The 21,467-nt window shown below is 43.7% G+C and carries 16 protein-coding genes and 4 tRNA genes; 12 read left to right on the plus strand and 8 right to left on the minus strand.

Features of this window, described 5'->3' with window-relative positions:
- The first annotated feature begins 277 nt into the window (after positions 1-277).
- From ACM0P2_RS06755 to ACM0P2_RS06775, 5 genes are all read left to right on the plus strand, one after another.
- Positions 278-353 (plus strand) — tRNA-Lys (locus ACM0P2_RS06755).
- A gap of 24 nt (positions 354-377) precedes the next feature.
- A tRNA-Lys gene (locus ACM0P2_RS06760) sits at positions 378-453 on the plus strand.
- 38 nt (positions 454-491) lie between these two features.
- A tRNA-Lys gene (locus ACM0P2_RS06765) sits at positions 492-567 on the plus strand.
- Positions 568-869: 302 nt separating this feature from the next.
- A complete protein-coding gene (nadA, locus tag ACM0P2_RS06770) occupies positions 870-1,925 on the plus strand; it encodes a quinolinate synthase NadA (RefSeq protein WP_159118038.1) in 1,056 nt (351 codons plus the stop codon).
- 122 nt (positions 1,926-2,047) lie between these two features.
- Positions 2,048-2,137, plus strand: a tRNA-Ser gene (locus ACM0P2_RS06775).
- 187 nt (positions 2,138-2,324) lie between these two features.
- Here the strand turns inward: ACM0P2_RS06775 and ACM0P2_RS06780 are convergent.
- Positions 2,325-2,759: a hypothetical protein gene (locus ACM0P2_RS06780; protein ID WP_159117991.1), complete on the minus strand. Its 435-nt coding sequence runs from the start codon at positions 2,757-2,759 to the stop codon at positions 2,325-2,327.
- A gap of 450 nt (positions 2,760-3,209) precedes the next feature.
- Between ACM0P2_RS06780 and ACM0P2_RS06785 the strand changes: the two genes are divergently transcribed.
- Complete coding sequence (locus ACM0P2_RS06785) at positions 3,210-5,723, plus strand: TonB-dependent receptor (protein ID WP_159117990.1); 2,514 nt, start codon at positions 3,210-3,212, stop codon at positions 5,721-5,723.
- 102 nt (positions 5,724-5,825) lie between these two features.
- On the opposite strand, the gene ACM0P2_RS06790 is transcribed toward ACM0P2_RS06785, so the two are convergent.
- Positions 5,826-6,881, minus strand: coding sequence for a patatin-like phospholipase family protein (locus tag ACM0P2_RS06790; protein ID WP_419227486.1), 1,056 nt, complete (start codon positions 6,879-6,881; stop codon positions 5,826-5,828).
- Between the two features lie 222 nt (positions 6,882-7,103).
- Between ACM0P2_RS06790 and ACM0P2_RS06795 the strand changes: the two genes are divergently transcribed.
- From ACM0P2_RS06795 to ACM0P2_RS06805, 3 genes are all read left to right on the plus strand, one after another.
- The gene (locus ACM0P2_RS06795; protein ID WP_159118040.1) at positions 7,104-8,120 is read left to right on the plus strand and encodes a 2-dehydropantoate 2-reductase; all 1,017 of its coding nucleotides are present in this window, start codon (positions 7,104-7,106) and stop codon (positions 8,118-8,120) included.
- A 126-nt stretch (positions 8,121-8,246) separates the two neighbouring features.
- A complete protein-coding gene (locus ACM0P2_RS06800; RefSeq protein WP_159117989.1) occupies positions 8,247-9,473 on the plus strand; it encodes a porin in 1,227 nt (408 codons plus the stop codon).
- 122 nt (positions 9,474-9,595) lie between these two features.
- Positions 9,596-9,952 (plus strand): VOC family protein, encoded by a 357-nt coding sequence (locus ACM0P2_RS06805; RefSeq protein WP_159117988.1) that lies wholly within the window; start codon positions 9,596-9,598, stop codon positions 9,950-9,952.
- Between the two features lie 133 nt (positions 9,953-10,085).
- Here ACM0P2_RS06805 and asd read toward each other — a convergent pair whose 3' ends face one another.
- The 4 genes from asd to ACM0P2_RS06825 form a co-directional block, all read right to left on the minus strand.
- Entirely contained in the window at positions 10,086-11,210 is a 1,125-nt protein-coding gene (gene asd / locus ACM0P2_RS06810; RefSeq protein ID WP_159117987.1) for an aspartate-semialdehyde dehydrogenase, read from the minus strand.
- A gap of 387 nt (positions 11,211-11,597) precedes the next feature.
- Positions 11,598-13,202, minus strand: coding sequence for a diguanylate cyclase domain-containing protein (locus ACM0P2_RS06815; protein WP_419227487.1), 1,605 nt, complete (start codon positions 13,200-13,202; stop codon positions 11,598-11,600).
- Positions 13,195-13,638, minus strand: a complete 444-nt coding sequence (locus tag ACM0P2_RS06820) for a hypothetical protein (RefSeq protein WP_236547072.1) — start codon at positions 13,636-13,638, stop codon at positions 13,195-13,197. Before ACM0P2_RS06820 ends, ACM0P2_RS06815 begins: the two co-directional genes overlap by 8 nt.
- Positions 13,639-13,647: 9 nt before the next feature.
- Positions 13,648-14,892: a hypothetical protein gene (locus ACM0P2_RS06825; RefSeq protein WP_173358828.1), complete on the minus strand. Its 1,245-nt coding sequence runs from the start codon at positions 14,890-14,892 to the stop codon at positions 13,648-13,650.
- 386 nt (positions 14,893-15,278) lie between these two features.
- Here ACM0P2_RS06825 and ACM0P2_RS06830 point away from each other — a divergent pair, with 386 nt between their 5' ends.
- Complete coding sequence (locus ACM0P2_RS06830; protein WP_419227488.1) at positions 15,279-15,776, plus strand: M48 family metallopeptidase; 498 nt, start codon at positions 15,279-15,281, stop codon at positions 15,774-15,776.
- 189 nt (positions 15,777-15,965) lie between these two features.
- Positions 15,966-16,385 (plus strand): CBS domain-containing protein, encoded by a 420-nt coding sequence (locus ACM0P2_RS06835; protein WP_159117983.1) that lies wholly within the window; start codon positions 15,966-15,968, stop codon positions 16,383-16,385.
- 101 nt (positions 16,386-16,486) lie between these two features.
- Here ACM0P2_RS06835 and ACM0P2_RS06840 read toward each other — a convergent pair whose 3' ends face one another.
- Together ACM0P2_RS06840 and ACM0P2_RS06845 are read right to left on the minus strand one after the other, a co-directional pair.
- Positions 16,487-19,528, minus strand: a complete 3,042-nt coding sequence (locus tag ACM0P2_RS06840) for an efflux RND transporter permease subunit (protein WP_173358827.1) — start codon at positions 19,526-19,528, stop codon at positions 16,487-16,489.
- A gap of 3 nt (positions 19,529-19,531) precedes the next feature.
- Positions 19,532-20,620 (minus strand): efflux RND transporter periplasmic adaptor subunit, encoded by a 1,089-nt coding sequence (locus tag ACM0P2_RS06845; protein WP_419227489.1) that lies wholly within the window; start codon positions 20,618-20,620, stop codon positions 19,532-19,534.
- A 211-nt stretch (positions 20,621-20,831) separates the two neighbouring features.
- Here ACM0P2_RS06845 and ACM0P2_RS06850 point away from each other — a divergent pair, with 211 nt between their 5' ends.
- The gene (locus tag ACM0P2_RS06850) at positions 20,832-21,446 is read left to right on the plus strand and encodes a TetR/AcrR family transcriptional regulator (RefSeq protein WP_173358825.1); all 615 of its coding nucleotides are present in this window, start codon (positions 20,832-20,834) and stop codon (positions 21,444-21,446) included.
- The last annotated feature ends 21 nt before the right edge of the window (positions 21,447-21,467 follow it).

Genomic DNA, 21,467 nt, shown 5'->3' on the forward strand with positions numbered 1-21,467 from the left:
TTAAAGAGGCTTTTTTATTGTTTTATCTTTTTATTTTTTAGGAATATTCTATTTAGACGGCTAAAATCTTCTGCACCAAATCTTGCTTCTATCCGTAACAAATCGAGAAAACTCACCGAAGGCTGGTATAAATACCCAGCGATTTGTTTTCATTTTGACCGTTTAGTCGTAATTTGACAGAAAAATGAAAATAAAAGGACGTTATGGGTTGCGTCGAATAAAAATCTGAGTATTATATGCCGCCGTTGCCAAGACATAGGCAACAACAGGAAAGAAAGGGTCGTTAGCTCAGTTGGTAGAGCAGTTGACTTTTAATCAATTGGTCGCTGGTTCGAATCCAGCACGACCCACCACTTTCTCTCCTAGCAACAAATGATGGGTCGTTAGCTCAGTTGGTAGAGCAGTTGACTTTTAATCAATTGGTCGCTGGTTCGAATCCAGCACGACCCACCATCATTTGAATTGCTGAAATTATTTATGTGTTACTTGATGGGTCGTTAGCTCAGTTGGTAGAGCAGTTGACTTTTAATCAATTGGTCGCTGGTTCGAATCCAGCACGACCCACCATCAAGTCTTATATCGTACGTATTCAGCATTGAATTTAGGCTTCTTCCTAAAATCGTTGTAAGTATAAATTCCCAGCATCAACGACATAAATACCCGAACCCAACTCAAAATCTAAACACTGTTTGTGTTTCAAGACGTTACTTATCTCATTTGCACTTTGATCTGGTTTGCTCAACCCCATGTAGTAGAACAGATAAGCACATCTACGACTATTTAATTACGCTTATGTTGAATAGGTAGTATGTAATTTTTATGACAGTTGGGTATAATCCGCACCCTTGTCGCAACAGAGATGTAGGTTAATGTCAGTAGCATTTCGAGTGGATCAGGTAGAGTACCCGTTCCCAGCAAAACCACAGCCATTATCAGAAGCACGTAAAGCTGAGTTAAAGGCAGAGATCAAAGCCTTGCTTAAGGCCCGTAACGCGGTGCTTGTCGCACACTATTACACAGACCATGAAATTCAGGCTCTCGCTGAAGAGACTGGCGGCTGTGTGGCTGACTCGTTGGAAATGGCGCGCTTTGGTAGAGATGTAGAAGAGCAAACGTTAATTGTTGCTGGCGTTCGCTTTATGGGCGAAACAGCAAAGATTCTTAGCCCGGAAAAGACCGTGCTAATGCCTACACTTGAAGCGACCTGTTCCCTTGATATTGGTTGCCCAGTGAAAGAGTTCAGCGAATTCTGTGACCAGCATCCTGATCACACTGTTGTGGTTTACGCGAATACATCAGCAGCGGTGAAAGCTCGCGCTGATTGGGTAGTAACGTCAAGCATAGCGTTGGAAATTGTTGAGCACTTAGACAGCCAGGGCAAGAAGATCATTTGGGGTCCAGACAGGCACCTAGGTTCTTACATCGCAAAGCAAACCGGCGCCGACATGCTAATGTGGCAGGGCGAGTGTATCGTTCACGATGAATTCTCTGCACAGAAACTTGCAGACATGAAGGCCTTGTATCCAAATGCTGCGGTTCTAGTTCATCCTGAATCTCCGGCGAGCGTAGTAGACATGGCCGATGCGGTTGGCTCAACCAGCCAGCTTATTAAAGCATCGCAAACCATGAATAACGACACCTTTATCGTCGCTACCGATAAAGGGATCTTCTACAAGATGCAACAACTTACGCCAGAGAAGACGTTTATAGAGGCTCCAACGGGCGGTAACGGCGCTACGTGCAAAAGCTGTGCTCACTGCCCGTGGATGGCGATGAACGGCTTAGAGGCGATTAAGGCGTCTTTAACAGGTGAGGGTGACGGTCATGAAATCTTTGTTGATGATGAGTTACGCAAAGGGGCACTTATTCCGCTAGATCGAATGCTTAACTTTTCAGCTGAGTTAAAAGCGAAAGGTGGGCTGTAAACGCACGTTTTATAAGCACTTGTTGAATAATTTCCAGCAAGTTCTTGATTAAGCGCGCGGCTTTACCTACTATACGCGCGCTCAAGGATTTTCGTAGTCGAAATCTTCTTGAAAAAAAATTTGGAGAGGTGGCTGAGTGGCTGAAGGCGCACGCCTGGAAAGTGTGTTTAGGGTTAAACCTAACGAGGGTTCGAATCCCTCTCTCTCCGCCAAATACAAAGAACCGGCTTTACGCCGGTTTTTTTGTGTCTACCGATCAGCGCTGAATGATGCGTGTATTCTTCTCGCTAAAGCAAAAAGAAACCCGCTGTGTAGCGGGTTTCTTTTTAAGCGCATTTATTGCGACGCGGGTATGCTTGAGCAGATGGCTTTTCGTCTCTGATTCCGCGCTGCTGCTTATTATTTCGCAACCTGCTGATATACTTTAATTAGGTCTGGAAGTTTTTTCGCGTAAATCGCTTTCTTTGTACCAGGGTGAAGCAATTGGCTTACGAAGGTGCGTAGGAAGCCAAGTACAAAGGTTTGAACACGGTCAGCGTCTGCTTCGCTTGGGGTAGCGATAAGCTTTTCTGTTTCTTCCTGTACTTTATGTACAATTGGGTCCATGGTGTCTTTGCCGGCCACAAGGTCGTTACCTGTCACTACACCCTTGCCAAGCAAGTCGCGCACTGCATTATAAAGGTCGGCTGAAACAGCATTTGTTTGCCCCCAGTTCGCGATGTTGTACTCTTCAGAAATCTTGTCTAGTTCGGCCGCTGGATCACTAGATTTCAATAAACCTTCAATAAGTTTGTGCGCTTCAGTTTGTTTTACAGGTGTTGATAATTCTGACATTTTTGACTTCGCTTTATACTAAAAACGCGTTTTATAATTTTTTTAATACCCTCTGTCAAGTTGGTTGATAAAAAGTCAAATATAATCAACTGGTTGTATTTTTATTATTGATGTTAGTGAGCCGAAAAACGAAGGTAAACATTTAGCAATATTCACTTTCTTTAACGAAATCGACGTTACCTAATCGATTTCAATGATTTCAATATATTAAAATATTAAATATCACCTTTTAGTTCCTACCTGGTTCCTCTACATCCCACTATTTTCTTGCTTTCGACTAAATTGTAATCGTTTCACCCGTCATCACTTCTATTATCATATTGTATACATTCTGTTTACATTTCGATTGATGCGTAGTTATTGTAATTACAACTAAATGTTGAGCCATGTGGAATGTGTCGTGTAAGCAGAGGCTCCTTAAAATAAAAATTAGCAAGAGAATTGTGAAAGATGAGTAAACGCTTACCCGCCCGCTTTAACCTAAACCGCACTACTACATTAATTGCGTTGTGCCTAGGCTTGCATTGCCACGCCGCTATGTCACAGGAAACTAACGAGCAAGCTGAAGACGAGTTGTATGAACAGATACTAATCACCGCTTCTAAGCGAAGTACGGGGCTTCAGGAAACGCCTATCGCTGTATCTGTTACTAGCGGAGAAGCTATCGAGCAAACTCAAGTACTAGATATTCAGGATTTACAGGCGTTAGTGCCAACATTAAGAGTGAACCCTTTACAACGTTCAGCAAATACCAATTTCTCGATTCGCGGTTTTGGTAATGGTGCGAACAATACGGGAATTGAACCTTCTGTTGGAGTTTTTATTGATGGTGTATACCGTTCAAGGGCCGCCGCACAAATTGGCGACTTACCGCGCGTCCAGCAGGTTGAAGTATTAAGTGGCCCGCAAAGTACACTCTTTGGGAAAAACGCATCGGCTGGGGTAATAAGTGTGCGAACGCAAGGACCCTCTTTCACCGAAGAGGGTAAATTGACGCTAGGAGTGGGCAATTATGATCAGCGATTACTAAAAGGGTACTATACAAATGGTATAACCGATGAGTTTGCATTTAGTTTGTCTGGTGGAGTGAACAAACGTGATGGTTATACTGAAAGCGTTGTTGATGGCGTAGATACGCTAAATAATCGTGATAGGTGGAATATAAGAGGGCAGGCTTTATACGAACCTAGCACCGACGTTAAGTTTAGATTTATTGCTGACTATAGTGAGATAGATGAACGCTGTTGCACTGTGGCGGACGTTATTAATGGACCTACAACGGCTGTCGTACGTGCATTGGGCGGTACCGTGTTAGAGACTGATGATCCCTTTGCTTTCAAATCTGCGCTGAATTTTAATCCCAGTAACACGGTAGAGGATGGCGGAATTTCTCTCCAAATCGACGTTGATTTTGATACATTCGCGTTAACCTCTATCACCGCTTACAGAAACAATAAATCTGACTATTTCGCGGATGTAGATTATACATCGCTTGATATTTTGTCAGAGGAAGGGCACACAGAGATAGATACCTTCACTCAGGAACTTCGTCTTACTTCCCTTGGCGAAAATACATTGGACTGGATGTTCGGGATGTTCTACTTCTCAGAAGAGGTAGATACAGGTGATACCTTATTCTACGGACAAAACATTCGGCCTTATTTTGACGTACTGTTGAATTCGGGGGTAGCACAAGCACTCGCTTCGTTACCTACTCCGTTGCCATTTGATGCGGTTTTCCCTGATGGATTTCTTGGCGCATTTGAACCTTTGTATGGTCAAGCGCCGGGTACTTTTTTTAATGAAAATCAGTTCGTGAATAGCGAGTTTCTACAAAAAAATGATGCATTGTCTGTGTTCTTTAATCTTGATTACCATATTTCGGATAGACTCACTACAACAGTGGGCGTCAGTTACACAGAAGACGAGAAAGACGTATCGGTAGAACAAAACAATAACGAAGTGTTATCCTCTATCGATATCATAAATGATCCCACAGTTTTCGGTGTGCCGTTATCAACAGCGGTACCGGCTTTAGCTGGTTTTATTCCCACGCTCCAAGGCGTTCAGTTTTTGCCTCCGCAACTCGTTTTTCCTAATACTGTAGAAGACGGTAATACTAACGATGATAAAGTGACGTGGAGTGCGCGTATCGCATACGAGATTAATCAAAACTTTAACGTATTCGCTACTGCTGCTACAGGCTTCAAAGCCTCGTCTTGGAACCTTTCCCGCGACACACGACCGTTTGGTTCTGACCAATCGGCACTGGAATCTGGCAATTTGGCGCGTGTTAATCAGACGTATGGAACCCGCTATGCTGGGCCGGAAGAGTCAACGGTTTATGAATTGGGGGTAAAAGCAAGGTTCAAACGGGGAGCATTTAACGTCACGCTGTTCGACCAAACAATCGAAGGCTTTCAATCGAGTACATTTGTAGGCACGGGGTACGTGTTGGCGAACGCCGGGAAACAGTCAACGCAGGGTCTTGAATTTGATTCAACGCTAGATGTAACAGAGAATTTAGTATTTAGCTTTGCTGGGACAATTTTAGACCCAGTTTACGACTCTTTTGTTGGTGCAAATGGCGTGAATGGACCAATCGATCTTTCAGGTACGCAGCCCGCAGGCATACATGAACGAAGCTTCGTTGCAGGCCTGACTTATCACTTAGAATTCGAAAATGGCACTACTGGTTTTATTCGAAGTGATTATCTACATGAGAGTGAAACACAACTTGTAGAGAATGTTCCACCTGAACTCACTCGTGAAGTTAACATGCTAAATGCCAGTGCAGGATTAACCTTTACTAACGGAATTAGTGTTCAACTATGGGTGAGGAATTTAAACAATGATGAATACTATTTGTCAGCATTTCCACCTCCCATACAGGCTGGCAGCTTCAATGCTTACCCAAGTCAGCCAAGAACTTTCGGCGCAACAGTATCTTACATGTTTGACTAGTAACTCGTAATTTCGCAGCGAAAAGCCAGCTATACTCAGAAAATAGCTGGCTTTTTATTATTTTAATGCTTTAATCGTGTTGAAAACCTTTGTACCCGTTTTTTAGGCACTTAGACACTGTGATGCAGCAACTGGTCTAGCAGGCTTGGGTTGCGCTGGACGTTGAACCGGTGGCGATGTAAAGCGCATGTTTCTGTCATACGCGATTGAAGGTATTTCAATCTTTGTCAAAAATGAAGACCCCGCCATTATTCCCAGTTTGTAGTCATGACGTAGCTGCGCGTCGGTGCTACCTAATAGCTTACTTTGTAGTTTATCTGACGCAAATACTTGAATAATTTCAACACCATCAGGTGGATTTTCAATAAACGCTAATTCTTTTTGATACGCATGTTCGTGTTGCAGTAAATAGTCGATGGTTTTTGGGCAGGTGCCTGTTGCGCACATCACTGCGCTTAGTTTTTGTAGCCAAGGTGACTGTGCCTGAAAACCTTTATCTACGGTTCTTATCACTACTATTTTTGTAGCGCCACGGTTATAAGCTTCGGTTACGGGTAATGGCGCAGCTAATCCACCATCTAAATAAAAATCGGTATTTGCGGCCTGTTTGGTCTCGATTTCAGTGTGAAGCGGCACCCCTTGTTTGTACAGTAAGGGGAGTGCGCTCGATGCTTTAATCAACTCAACCCAGTTGTTTTGGCTTTTCATTGGATTCAAGAAATAAGCTTTCCTGTCTCTAGAGTTCGTAGCCGTAAACAGTAGTTCTCTATCTGCCACATTGCTTTTAGCCGTATCTAAATCTAGTAAACGGTTCGCTTCTTGGGTTTTATCAAAGTACCAGTCTAAATCGACAATATGCTTGCCCATTAACCCTCTTCCCATTTGGAAAAATCGTTTGTGCCGGGTCAAGCCTCGAATAAGACGTTTTGCATAGCCTTTTTGACGTGCCACAAAGCTTGTTAAGTTTTGCGAGCCTGCCGATGTGCCAATAAGGATATCGAAGGGGTCATGCCCAGCATCTAACCATGTATCAAGTACACCGGCTGTAAAAATACCGCGCTGACCGCCACCCTCTGCGACTAACGCAACTTTAACTTTGTTATGGGCAGAATTTTCAGCGTTGCAAGTATTAGTTGGCGCAGATTGTTGAGCGAACATTAGAGACCCTCTAATTGAACATATATATAAATTGACTACTTGGTCTAATTCTAGGGAGATCATGCGACACAAGAAAATTGAAAGATTGAATCACACTAATAGGAAATAACTGATACAAAAACATTTTTTTGTTATATAGATGTGATTTTGGTGTTTACATTTTGATCATTACAAAGCAGTCTAACCGGATAACAAAAAGTTTAGAAGATGGGAATTACATCAATGAAAGTCGTGGTGTTAGGTGCGGGTAGTATTGGTTGTTATGTTGCAGGTTGTTTGTTGGCGTCCGGGTTTACGCTTAATGGGACTAATACACTTACGCTTATCGGTCGACAGCGATTATGTGACGACATTTTAGCAAATGGACTGAAAGTGACCGACTGGCAAAGCCGCCATCAAATTACCGATGTTGAACACGTCAATTTTTCATTGAATAACGATAGCTTAGCCAGTGCAGATGTCATCCTACTATGCGTAAAGAGCCAAGACACCGAGCAGGCGGCAGATATTATTAAGTTGTGGGCCAAACCCTCTGCCGTTGTCATTAGTCTTCAAAATGGTGTGAGTAACGCATATATGCTTCGCCAGAAGCTTAATCAAGCAGTTGTTGCAGGCATGGTGCCTTTTAATGTCTTTTATAAGGGCCACGGACACTTTCACTGTGGTACTGAAGGCAATATAGCCATAGAAGATCCGAACAATAAATGCAAAGACCTGATAGAGGTGCTTGAAAACGCATCGCTTCCAGTAACAGCTTATAACGACATGGCTGCCGTCCAGTATGGCAAACTTATTATGAATCTAAACAATGCGGTAAATGCCTTATCGGGCATACCGCTAAAGTCGCAGCTAGGGAACCGTGAATACAGGCTAGTAATGGCAAAAGTGCTGTCTGAGGCGTTAGCAGTATTAAAAGCGGAAGGAATTACACCTGCAAGAACGGGGAAGGTCATTCCCAAACTTATGCCAACAATTATGAAATTGCCTAATTCTTTATTTAACGTGGTTGCCGCATCAACGCTCAAAATAGACCCTGAAGCACGCTCATCAATGTATGAAGATCTGTTGCTTGGGAGGCGAACTGAGATAGATTATTTAAATGGTGAGATAGTCAGGCTCGGTGAAAAAAATCAGATAGCTACGCCAGTGAATAAGCATATTGTTAGCCTGATCAAACAACATGAAGTTGCCCAAAAGGGAAGTCCTTACTTACCCCCAAATGCTCTACTATTAACGTGATATGCCAGTCTAACGACGTAGTTCAACGTTAAATATTACAGTTTTATGTCATTTTTATGTCAGAGCTCTTGATTCTTATACTAAAGTAGATATCCTGCGCGCAAACTTCTGTTATATTGACATGCCTTGCTTTTTCAAAATCGTTTTTCCTCTTGTCTTCTGATTAGTGTTCTATGGGCGTCGCTTTTCCATACGGCGGTTGTAGCGTCTGAGGTTGATATTAAGCGTGAATCTAGCGCAACTTTTTCAAGTTACCATGGCAACGGCCTTTCATTTCAAAGCAACAACAACACCTTCTCACTACGCGTGCGCGGCCGACTTCAGTTTCGCTATGCCAATCCCGGTATAAGCCAACCTACAGAGCGTGCTGACTTTGAGCATAACGCAGGTAATCAATTTGGCGTTAACAGGGCGCGAGTCAAGTTAGACGGTCACATTGGTTTGCCTTGGATTCAATACGGTGTGGAATACGATGCTGCCGATCAGCGCACGCTGACCGCTACACTATCCTTCGAAAAGTATGACTCGCTTCGGTTTAAATTTGGTCAGTGGAAAGTTGAGTATTCCAGAGAGCGCAGTGTTAGCAGTGGCGGCCAACAAATGTTGGATCGCTCAATTACTAATAGAATATTTACTCTAGATAGGCAAATGGGGGCATCGCTTTACGGTAATCTTAAAGGCCCAGGCGCGGCCAACTTTAATTACTGGGTAGGGGTATTTAATGGCTCAGGTCGTGGTGATTATAGTAATCACGATGGCGAGAATATGTATACAGGTCGATTACAGTGGAACATGTTAGGTGAATCTGTTGGGTTTAAAAACAGTGACATTAAACGAACGGCTAATCCTAAAGCTGCCCTAGCAATAGCAGGGGCGAAGTTCAAAAGCCAGTTTACACGTTTTTCTTCCTCTGGTGCTGGTAATTTAGCCAACTTTAGTGCGGGCGAGATAGAAGGTCAGTACGACATTCAGCAGTTTGTGATTGATGGTGCCTATTTTTATAAAGGATTTAATGCTCAAGCGGAATATCATGAGAAAGATATTGTGGATTTAGCGAACAACAATACAAAAACCACGCTGCGCGGCTATTATGTGCAGGCGGGATATTTTTTAAATGAATCAATCAGCTGGTGGCCAGAGCCCCTTGAAATGTCAACACGCTTCGGGACTTATTCGCCACGTGACAATGAAAAAAACGACCACTTTTTTGAAAAGTCGGTAGCAATTAACTATTTTTTTAACGGTCATGAAAACAAAATAACCGCAGAGGTAAGCAGAGTTTCACTGGATCAGTTTGATACTGAAGTAGGGGACGAAACCATCTACTCTCTGCAGTGGGACATCAGTTTTTAGCCTAAAACTTGCTGTTTCCTTAACACTTCAACATCGTGATTGTATCAATACCTATATAATCGATTAGATATCAATAGGTGCTATTATAAAGTTAATATCACCTATAATCAGGCCTCACATCCATGCAAAACAATGCAACACTCAACTATGTCGAATTTGCATCTCTAGACATTCGCCGTTCTAAAACGTTTTTTGAATCTGCGTTTGGCTGGTGCTTTACTGACTACGGTAATGAATACAGCGCGTTTAGCAATGCGGGTTTGGATGGTGGGATATTTGCTGCTGAGCGAGTGACTCGAGCGGAAAGCGGGGCGCCCTTGTTAGTACTTTATGCCGCTGACATTTCTGAAACTCAGCTTAATATAGAAAGCGCGGGCGGTACAATTACCAAGCCCTTATTTGATTTTCCTGGCGGTTGTCGATTCCACTTTGTCGAGCCGGGTGGGAATGAGCTTGCCGTATGGTCTGAGACAGCCTAGTAGATAAAAGTGCACTTGGAATAGCTCAGCGCTAAACAGCACGGTATTCCATTGTGCCTTAAACAAAAAACGCCTTGCTGGCAGTAATACAGAAGGCGTTTTAATTTCTATTTAGTTAGCTAAAAGCTAGCAGTTAGTTTTGCTCAAGCACAATGCGCAGCATTCGGCGAAGCGGCTCTGCGGCACCCCACAATAGCTGATCCCCTACGGTAAATGCCGAAATATACTCTGGGCCCATAGTCAATTTGCGAATACGGCCAACTGGAATAGACAGCGTGCCGGTAACTTTCGCTGGGGTGAGCTCTTGCATGGTCGCGTCGCGATCGTTTGGAACCACTTTTACCCATTCATTGTGAGCTGCAAGAATCTCTTCAATTTCGCTTACAGGCAAGTCTTTCTTAAGCTTAAGCGTAATGGCTTGACTGTGGCAGCGCATAGCGCCAACACGCACGCAAATACCGTCGATAGGTACTTCGCCGCCTTGAATTCCTAAGATTTTATTGGCTTCAGCTTGGGCTTTCCATTCTTCACGGCTCTGACCTGAAGGTAGTTGCGAATCGATATAAGGAATTAAGCTACCTGCAAGTGGCACACCGAACTGTTCGCTAGGGTAGTCTGAACTTCTGATAAATTCAGACACTTGCTGGTCAATTTCCAAAATTGCAGTAGCAGGGTCTTCAACCTTCTCTTTCACATTGCTGTGAATGGCGCCCATCTGGCTAATAAGTTCGCGCATGTGCTTTGCACCAGAGCCCGAAGCGGCTTGATACGTCATTGGCGAAGCCCATTCAACAAGGTCTTTTTCAAACAGACCGCCTAGCGCAAGCAGCATGAGGGAAACGGTACAGTTTCCACCTACGTAGGTGCGAATACCTTTTGCGATGCCACTATCAATTTCTTTGCGATTAACAGGGTCTAGAATGATAACAGCGTCGTCTTTCATACGAAGGGCTGACGCTGCGTCAATCCAGTAGCCATTCCAGCCAGAGGCTCGTAAATCGTCGTATACCGCTTTGGTGTAGTCGCCGCCCTGACAGGTGATAATGATATCTTGCTTCGATAACGCTTCAATATCGTGCGCATCTTCTAATACACCTGCATCTTTTCCAGCAAAATCTGGCGCTGCACTGCCTTTTTGAGAGGTAGTGAAAAAGGTGGGCTCAATGTGCGCGAAATCTTGCTCTTCTTGCATGCGCTGCATCAATACTGAGCCAACCATACCGCGCCAGCCCACTAAACCTACTTTTTGTTGTGACATTAAATTGAGAACCCTTGTAACTAAAATGAAAAGTACTTTATCACCTATGTTTATAATAAATGACCAATACACGGACCGTTTGATTAATAAGCGTGTAGTGAAAAAACATAAAATGATGTCGGACGCCGCGCTCCTAGGGCGCTGGCGCAATACCTGTCGTTTTTATTTTTATCCTCGCAGTCTAAGTGTTATTTATCTCGCTGGCTAGATGGTTTTTATAAATAATCTATCGCTGATATAAGCATTTTAAATACAGCGAAAAAGACGGTTGATAGTGTACAGATTTTGTTGATGCTGCGTTCATTACGCAGATGTCGAAGGACAGTAACTTTTATTGACAAATCAATAGTGGCAAGGGGGTTGGATCTTAGCGTGGTTAGAAGCTTTCTAATCCATATATCCATTGTCGAAACGAGATTGGTTGGCAAAGATAAGGTAGTCGTCAGGTGCCGATACCTTATTTTGTTTTGCTTGATACATGGCACTGTCAGCGAGTTTAATCAACGCATGCATATTACTGCTTGTTTGAGGATAAAAAGCCACGCCCACGCTCATAGAAACCACAGTAGGCCTTGTATCATTGTTAAAATAGAAGGGCTGTTTAACACCACTATTTACTTTGTCTACCACTTTCTGAACCGACGTTTCATCATCCGCTTGCAGTAACAACATAAATTCATCGCCGCCCCAACGTATCGCGACGTCGTTTTTGCGTATTTTTTCTTTCAATTGCTCAGCAACAAAAATGAGAACCTCGTCACCCGCATCGTGACCGTAAATATCATTTACCGCTTTAAAACCGTTAAGGTCGATCAGTGCCAACGCGAACTGGTGTTCCTTTCTCATGAGTTTGGCTATGAGCTTTTCACCGCCATTTCGATTGTAGATACCCGTTAAAGCGTCAAAATCTGCTTGTAGCGCAAGCTTTTGTAACTCTTGTCTACGACTCGAAATGTCATTCAACGTAAGCTGGTAGTAACGTTCACCTTCTTCTGTCAGTAATGGGCTAGCAATAAGTTGAACCCAAATGGCATTGTCATTTGCGCTACTTTTTAGCTTGTACTCTCCCGTCGCAAACTCGTTTCGCGCAAAGGCTTCTTGAAGTGCAGCTTTCATTGCTTCTGGTGTTTCGAATAGTTCGTTTAACAGTTCGCCATAGCCTTGCTTTATTCCAAGCTCTGTTTTCTCTACTAAATCATTAAACGCTTCGTTTCGAAGCGCTATAGTGCCATTCTCAGCCATCAAAACAGTTGCAGTTTTGGCGTTCTCAAACAGCATTCTAAATCGCTTTTCAAGAAACTCGATTTCTTCTCTTAATTGTCGTTCTTGGGTAAATTGCTCTTCGACTTTGTTCAGCAGCTGGTTGGTGTCGTAGACGAGTTTACCTATTTCACTTCGGGAGTGATATTTAGGAGTGGAGATCCGCTGTGATGTTCCAGGGGTGATTTCGTTTAAAGAGCGGCCTACCCGAAGCATGGGAGAGATGATGATGTAGTATGTGATTAATAATGCTACGCCGCCAACCACGAGTGCTTCAGCATAAAGCGAATAGCTATTATCAATACTGATTTTTTCAGCTTGATTAATAATATGCTCGAAATTCGGATATACATTGACTTCAGCCAAGATATCTTCTGGCATGAAGGGATGCCTCACCATAAAAACACGTGGATTGATATTACTATCAATGGCTTCGTTTACGTTTAATTGATAGTACAGCGCGTCGCTTTTTATTGAAGCCCCTAGAATTTTGTCGCTTTTAACCAAGCCATTAATTGCCTCTTTTGCTAAATCTTCATCTTCTAGGAAAGCCGCAATAGACGCTGTCGCCCCTACCGTCTGATAAAGCTCTTCAATATCATTATTGGCATCACGAATTTCATTTTCATAGGTAGTGCGATAAAAAAATTCAGCGGTGGTAAATACCACTAACATTGACGCCGCGATTAAAAATAGCGAGAAGCGGAAGCCTAATCCTTGAACATTAATCAAAACGATATACCACTTTCATGCTGTCAGTGACAGCGGACTCATAAACATAGGCTAGAGCAGACTCATCTTCTTTCAACCGCTGTTTCACATCGTCTATGGTTTTTTCGATTGCGGGAGGCTTTACTCGACCAGAAAATTTCAACCTAGACCAATAGGCATTTACACGTGCTAAGGGTAGCCCTACCAACGCCTGGTAAAATTGGGTTTTAAGCTCAGTCTCAATTTCGACATCAATAGGGGTGGCAAGCTTGCCGTTTGGAAACGCTGAATACTTACCCATAAATAAATCAATAAGGCCTTTTTTGTCTAAAAATTGCACGGTGTTTTTGGGATGTGTCACAACGACAATTTTCTCTGAGGCGTTTACAGCACAAGAAAAACCTTGCAGCCCAAGTAGCACCGTAAGCATTAGAAAGTAACGATCAAAAAATCTCACGATACTCCCCTAAAAACTGAAGCTTAAAGCAAAGAAAAGGGTATGAGCGACACTCGCCTCGTCATCCACAACTAAACCATTTCTGGCCCGAAGGCCTGTGCCTCTGGCTTCTATATCGCTGCGTTCTATTTGGGCTTTAAAAGCTAGATTTTCTTTAAGGTCCCAGCGCCAGCCAACAGAGAATGACTTCTGTCGGTGGGCTAGTGTGCTGGCCACTTCTTCAACAAACATAGCGAGTTCAGCTGTAGCAGGAATGATGGGAAATTCAGGCTGTTCTTCCCTGAGAAAATAGGTATCAGTTTCTGCAAAAGAAAATAGTCCGTAAAAGGTATGCGCACCATAAAGATAACTAATATTTAGAAAGCCATTAAAAGAGGGTCTTAGTGCGACAGATTCTGAATCAATATGCGAAAGTTCACCGGATATTTCCCAGTCACCTAAATTACGGTGGGCATACAGAGAGGTATAGTGAATAGTAGCGTCGAGTAGTTGTAATGAATTGGCAAAATCTCTCGCGCCGCTCCAAAGGGGTTGTAATAATTCAACCGCTGATGTTACTTGTGCTATGTCAAAATTATCATTTCCAGCTTCAGTGCGCGTGTGTTTTAACGCAACGCTCCAATCAAAAGCGGTTAACTCAATGCCCAGTGTATTCAGGTTGTCAAAGGTAATGGGTTCGAAATCGACACTAGAAAAGTCACTCTCTCCTTTACCCCAAAAACCCTTTACCGATAGGTTGAAGTTTTCATAACGTTTTAAGTAACGAATATCAGCGCCGTCAAGGCTTCTAGCTGGGACAATGCCGTAAACTTCTGTAGGCACTTTTACCCAAGGGTAGGCGATAGATACGTCTCTGGTATCACTGAAATGGAAGATATCGGCTGCAAGTCTTCCCGCTCTGATCTGCCATGAAGGCGTTACGTCATAGCGTAAAAACGCCATCTGCGTTATTGAGTCTATGTCCTGCTCGTCTTGCTCTCGATAAACAAATTGCCCTACAAAGTCGAGGTTGTTTGAGAGGCTGTAATCGAGCTGTACCCCGATTAAGCTCAAGGGCTTGAATGCAAAGCCATCTTTTTTTGCAAACTCAGCTTGAGACCGGTCGTTTCGAAATTGATATTTGTTGGTATCAGCGGTAGCCGTTGCTAAGGTGCCAAAACCGCTAATGTTTAACTTATTTTGTTCTGCTGACGGGCTGTTAGCCAGCAGCAAGCTGAAGATGGCCGCGAAAAACAAGTACGGCTTTTTTATCATTGTATTACCCAATTTGAAGTCTGCGTGAAATGTAGCCTAAAAAGCATTGTTCTGACAATTTTACTTTAGTACAAGGATAGTAGAGAAACGAAGAAGCAATTTAAAAATTACGGCTTTTATTTAAAGTACCTAAAAACCAATTAATAAAATGCATCAAGTTAAGGCGGTTTAAAAATAATTCTATTTAGCTATATACAGTTAGTAGATAGCACCTAACCGCTCAGCCAAGAAGTCATTGTGAAGACTGGCTTGTCATTTTTTAATAGCTTAAGAAGAAACGTAAGGCACTTTCTCTCAGTAGACTCAAGCTTAAACTTTTCATGCCGCTCTCTGTGATCAATAACGTTCAAATGCTTTATAATTCTTTCTGCTAAGGAGAAATAAACGTGAATGAATATGCCCGGTATTTTAATGGCTACCCTTCAACTATTGTAGAACAAGCCCTACAGCTAATTTCGGACAATCGGCTAAAAAGCTACTTGTTGAAAAAATATCCCAAAGCCCATGATATAACTACAGATAAGCTGCTTTACCAGTACGCGACGGATTTTAAAAAGCAGTACTTAAAAAATGCGCCCCCATTTGGACGCGCCGCGTTTAAGAAACAGGGAGATATGGTTACCAATGCGTTAGGTACGCATACCTACCGTATGCAAGGTAAAACGCGAAAGCACGACTTAGCCATTAATAGTGATTTGCTACTTGCACCTGAGCCTTTATTAAAGGCCTTAGTAGTACACGAGCTGGCGCACTTCAAAGAAAAGGACCACAACAAAGCTTTCTATAAATTTTGTTGCCACATGGAGCCTGATTACCATCAGCTTGAACTAGACTTGAGGTTATTCTGCGTTGCGGTGGCCATGGGCGAGAATCCGTACGTTTGAAGTATACGCAACGGATATTTATCTAAGAGTGTTTTATGTTAATGGGCCTAGCTAATACTATTAGCAGGCAGAAAGGCTTAATTTACCGAGCTAGTATGCAGAGTTGTGGTTGCCGTCTAGAGTTGTCGCGACAATTATTTAGCGACAGAATGTTTCAAAAGAAAGAAGCTGAGTGAATAAGGAGTATTGATGAGCATTGCTAAAATTATGTCTACACGTGTAGTTAGCGTGCACATGGATGATAGCTTGCAGTCGTTAAGAGAGTTATTTGCTGCAACGGGCTTTCATCATCTAGTGGTCGTTCACGACAATAAACTGCAGGGTATTATATCCGACAGAGACTTAATGAAATCGATTAGTCCTTTCGTCGACACGTTAAGCGAGCGTATGCTAGATCGCGCTACGCTGGATAAACGCGCCCATCAAATTATGACCCGTGAAGTGATAACGCTGAATCCTACTGACTCAGTATTCGCGGCCATTGAGCTTTTTAATACACATAAGATTTCCTGTATCCCCATTATCGATAAGGGTAGGCACCCAGTTGGCATGGTGTCGTGGCGCGATGTGATGAAGTTTATGCAAAGTAGAGTAGAGGCTAAGCGGTAGCTCGGTACGCCTAGTCTATATTTTATGAGTTTTTCAAAAAAAGTGGCCTCTCTACCTGCGTCTATAAATATTGCGGTAAAGAGGCCATTAGTTTTTAGGGCTTAGCTCTGACGATAGCTGACTTTAAACAACAGGCTGTAAAGCACAGGTACTGCAATAAGCGTAAGTACTGTGGCAAATGCCAAGCCGCCCATGATAGTTACTGCCATATCGGCAAAGAAAGCGTCGAACAGTAGCGGCGCCATACCTAAGATAGTCGTTACCGCCGCCAATGACACAGGACGTACACGGCTGATAGTAGCGTCAACAATAGCTTGTCGAATAGCCAGGCCTTCTTCAATTTGAAGGTCAATTTCTTCAATTAGTACAATAGCATTCTTAATAAGCATGCCGAACAAGCTTAAAAAGCCCAGTAGCGACATAAAGCCGAAAGGCATATCTGTACTAAGAAGGCCTGTTACTACGCCCACCACAGCCATAGGTACCACAAGCCAAATAATCAGGGGCTGGCGTGCATGACCGAACAGCAATACTGAGATAATAAACATGACTAAAAAGCCAGCGGGCAATCCGGCACCTAGTGCTTTTTGTGCATCGCTAGAGCTTTCAAACTCGCCGCCCCATTCCAAAGCATAACCCGCGGGTAGGTCAATATCTTCAATGAGCGGACGAATTCGAGCTAGAGCTTTTGCGGCGGTCTCATGGTCACCCGGCTCGGCTTCTACGGTAATGGTGCGCACGCGGTCACGGCGATGAATTCGCATTTCTTCGGTCATTAACTCTAACCCTTGCGACACCTGTGTAAAAGGTACGTACTGACGTTGTTGGGTAGACCATACCTGCGACTCGCGTATCGACTGAAGCTCGGTGTCTTCCGCTTTACCCATTTTCGCAATAATACTGTAGGCGTAGTCGCCGTCTTGCACTGTGCCTAGCTGAACACCACTACTCGCGTATTGAATAGTTTGGCTAAAGTCATTGTGCGATACGCCCGCAATACCCGCGTTGTAGTTATCGTACTGGGTGTTAATGGCAAAGCCTTTTTCGCGCCAGTTGTGACGAACGTCTTTAACTTGACCGTCTGCAAAAAGTAGCGCTTTAGCTTTTTCCGCCAATTCACGAAGCACTTCAGTATCTGGGCCGGAAAACCTTGCTTCCAGTTTTGCACCAGAACCGGGCCCAAACTGCATGCGTTCCATATAGAAATTGGCATCGAAGTCTAAGTCGGTAAGCTTACTTCTAAGCTTCTCTTGAATAGCTGGGATGTTATCTAGTTCGTTTGCTCGAACCATGAAAAAGGCATAGTTTTCATTAGCGCTTTTAGGTGCATAAGTAAGGGTGAATCTGTCAGCACCCTGGCCAATGAAGGTAGTGACATCCGTTACATTTTCCATCTCTAGAATACGTTTTTCCGCTTCCTTAGCGATAACTTCTGTTGCACGAATATCTCTGTCTTGCGGGCCCCAATAATGCACAAAAAAGAGTGGAGCGTTGGAAGGTGGGAAGAAGCCTTGCTTTACCATACCAAAGCTTGCATAAGCCACAACAGTAATGACAAAGAGTGCACCAATGGTAACCCAACGAAGCTTAAGCGCGCCTAGCAACGTGCGCTTAAACCAGCGCTGCGATGCTGAGAGTTCGTTGCCTGCAGTCTGACTCATACCTTTTCGGTAGAAATACGCGCCAAGAACAGGGACCAAAGTTACTGCTAATACCCAGCTGATCATTAGTGAAACTAAGACTACGGCAAATAGCGAGTAAAGAAACTCGCCGGTAGCATCATTTGAAAGGCCGATGCCTGAAAACGCCGCGATACCAATAACCGTTGCGCCAAGTAGCGGCCATTGAGTGCGCTTAACAATAAAGCTGGCTGATTCTTTAGCCGTGGAGCCAGTTGCCATGCGAAGCATCATACCTTCAGCAACCACAATAGCGTTATCTACTAGCATACCCATGGCGATAACCATAGCACCAAGGGATATTCTCTGAAGCTGAATATCCATGAGCCACATAACAAGAATAGTACCTAGCACGGTAACAAGAAGCACAGAGCCAACTACTACACCTGAGCGCCACCCCATAAATAAACACAGAGTTAAGGTAACCACGGCTACCGACATGACCAGGTTATTAATGAACCCTGTTACTGATTCATCAACCACTGAGGCTTGGTCGTATATCGGCGTAAGCGTAATGCCGACAGGCAGCTCTTGAAGCAGTTTTTCCACTTTTGCGTTTACGCGCTCACCCACATCAACGATATTTACATCGGTAAGAGCGGATACTGATAAAGTAAGTGCTTCCTCACCGTTGTAGCGCACGTAAACAGGCTGTATGTCGGCAGGTTCTAGTTTTAGCGTGGCAATATCAGCAACCCGAAGCGAGCGAGTGGTGCCGGGTATCACCACGGTTAAGTTAGATATTTCTTCTAATCTATCTGGTTCCCGTTCTACGATAAGACGCACATTTTTCTCGTCAACCTTGATACGGCCGCCGTTAAATGGCCGCAAGTTTTCTTCGAAAAGCGCAGCAAGATCGGGGAACGAAATACCTAACCCAGCCAATTGGTAAGGGTTGATATACGCCACAATTTGTTCTTTCTGAACGCCTGTGACATTAACTTTAGCTACACCCTCTGTAGTTAGCAGGTCTCGTCGAATAATTCGTGCAAACTCGCGAAGCTCTCGGGTATCAAAGTCTGGTGCACTTAACGCATAGTAAAGCCCGTATACGTCACCGAAATCGTCGAATACTACTGGGTCTCGCGCACCGGTTGGCAGCGAACTTGCCGTGTCGCGAAGTCGCTTTCTTAGTTCATCCCAAATCTGAGGTAATAAGTTACTGTCGTAGGTACTTTTTACTTCAACCGTAATTTCCGAGAGGCCGGGGGATGAAATTGACGTTACTTCCTTTAGCTGCGGCATTTGCTGAATGGCAATTTCCAAGCGTTCGGTAACTTCACGCTCTACTTTTTCAGCGCTGGCGCCAGGGTAATTGGTGTATACCTTTACCTGCTTGATAGTGAACGCAGGGTCTTCCAAACGACCAATTTTGCTCATAGCCAAAATGCCGCCTAAAAGCAGAATGATGACCATCAACCAAATATTAACGGGTTTATCAATTGAATAGCGTGCAATATCCATGAACTACTTCTCTCCTTGGTAAGGAAGTACTTTCATGTCTGCACGCATTTGAGTGGCGCCCGCGGCAACTACTTGTTGGCCCAGCGTAATATCGCTTTCGTTCTTGCCCTCAATAACCGCTAATTCGTTTTCTATGTGCTTAACCGAGACGGCTTGTTTGACCACTGAACTCGTTTCATCGTTAAATACCCAGACCGCGAAACCTGAGTCCTCATCGCCAACCAAAGATTGTACAGGCACCACTAAGCCCTCGGGATACAAACTTCCCTGTAGGCTAACTTTAACCACTGCGCGGGCACCCGGTGTGAGAGGAAGCTCTTCGCGTGGTTCCATGGCAAATACCACTTCGTAGGTTTGCGACACAGGATCAGGCTGGGTGGAATGCTCTACATAATTAACCGGATACCAACGGTTGCGATTAGTCGCCAGTGTAGCGCTAGCTTGTTTGATACCGCGACCAATATTAGCGGTGAGCAAACGCTCGGGCACGTTGATGTTGAAGTAAATCTTAGATACATCTTGCAGGCGGGCTATGGGAGTACCAGCCGCTACGAAGCTATTATTTTCGACTAATCGCTGGGACACCTTCGCATCGAAAGGCGCATAAAGTTGTGTATAGCTTAAATCCTGTTCTGCATTTTTTAAATCAATCAACGCTAATTCGTAAGAGGTTTTTGCAGAATCCAATGAGCTTTGCGAAACCAGCTTTTGTGCAACAATTTTCTCGATTCTGTCTAGCTCACGTTTTGCTTGTTCAAGGCGCGTTTTTGATTCTTCTACACGGCGTTCAAAGGGCTTGCGGTCGATTGTCGCCAGCAATTTTCCTTTATCTATATCGCTACCCGTCACTAAGTCGGTTTGAATAAGTCTACCTGAAACTTCAAAACTTAAATCTACGGTTTTTACCGCTGAAACAACAGCAGGGAAGGTGAACTCATCAAAGTCAGGTATGTTATTAACAGTGGCAAGCTTTACGTAGCGAGGAGTAGTCTTTATTTGTTGTTCGGCAGGTTCTTCAGAAGAACAGGCAGAAAGAATAGAAACCGAAACAACGCTTAAAAATAAAATGTGAGTAAATCGCATCACGGACATAGGTGTATGTAATCCATTGTCAGGGTAAATAGAAAATAGACGTGTGCATTCAGACCTCAGCGAATATGAGTACCCAAACACAAATTACTTTGGACAAAGTAATGTTGTCGCCAAATCCAAAAGTAAACTAGTGAGTGCATTTTAGTGCGGTCGCATTGAAAAGTAAACTACACGGTGTAAAATGAAGGTATCTTAATACGAGAACAAAGTTATGACGGGCAGCACACGTACGCGAAGTGACGTAAAACGCGAAGCAATTATTCAGGCAGCAACACAGGCGTTTCAAGAATACGGCGTTAGTGGTACAAGCATGGATAAGCTCGCTGAATTAGCGAATGTGTCTAAGCGTACGGTGTACAATCACTTCGCCACGAAAGAAGATTTGGTGATGCACCTCATAACCAAGCAGTTTGAAGAAGCAAAGTTAAGTATAACAGTGGAGTACGATTCGTCTCGCGATTTATCTGAACAGCTCTGTGAGCTAATTCTTCAAGATATCGAATTTACCGTAACTGAGTCGCACTTGGATATCGCCAGGGTTGCAATTGGGCATTTTTTCTACGAGCCCGAGAAACTCAAAGACGAAGTGGCGCAGTTAAAGGCGCAAGAAACGGCTCTGCATCGCTGGTTAAAAGCTGCAAAAGCTGACAAGAAAATTGAGTTTGATGACTTAAGTCGGGTTGTCGATGAAATTGACAGTCTTGTAAAAGGGCAGTGTTTTTGGCCGCAGCTTTTTAAGATAAACGACGTATTAAGCGATAGAGATAAGCGAAACATCGCTAAAAACACTGTGGCTCTCATTACAAGCCGTTACGCTGTGGCGTAATGGACTTGCTAACTAATAAGC

This window comes from Alteromonas sp. OM2203 (genome assembly GCF_048517045.1).
Taxonomy (GTDB): Bacteria; Pseudomonadota; Gammaproteobacteria; order Enterobacterales; family Alteromonadaceae; genus Alteromonas; species Alteromonas gracilis.